Source organism: Shigella sp. FJ200513 (genome assembly GCF_040495915.1).
In the GTDB taxonomy this organism is placed as follows: domain Bacteria; phylum Pseudomonadota; class Gammaproteobacteria; order Enterobacterales; family Enterobacteriaceae; genus ECMA0423.
Genome location: NZ_JBDYCV010000307.1, coordinates 1 through 333, shown reverse-complemented (window position 1 = coordinate 333; position 333 = coordinate 1). Strand labels below are relative to the sequence as shown.

2 protein-coding genes are annotated in these 333 nt (G+C 48.6%); both read left to right on the top strand.

Going from position 1 to position 333, the window contains the following annotated elements; genetic code table 11:
• On the top strand, positions 1-201 hold a 201-nt coding region (locus ABZJ92_RS22385; protein ID WP_152062617.1), incomplete at its 5' end, for a hypothetical protein.
• Positions 179-333 (top strand): packaged DNA stabilization gp4 family protein (locus ABZJ92_RS22380; protein WP_353765472.1); only part of this gene is annotated, 155 nt, incomplete at its 3' end. The genes ABZJ92_RS22385 and ABZJ92_RS22380, both read left to right, overlap by 23 nt.

Sequence of the window (333 nt, the reverse complement as noted above, 5' to 3'; positions counted from 1 at the left end):
ATGAAGAAGTGGAAAGGCGTTGGCTACGACTTTGAAATCGTGAAAGCCGAAGAGCTTCAGGAATATCTGGATGCTGGCTGGTTTTCACATCCTGATGACCTTTTGAAGGATGTTGCAGAGCCAGAGCCAGAAGAAAAACAGCGTAAAAAGCCTGGTCGAAAACCTAAGGCGGCAGCAGATGAACCTGACAACGAAGGGTGATTTAGTTCTTGCGGCATTACGTAAGCTCGGTGTTGCATCAAATGCCACGTTAACCGATGTCGAACCGCAGTCTATGGAAGACGGCGTCAACGACCTTGAAATGATGATGGCTGAATGGCTTGGCGGTGATGC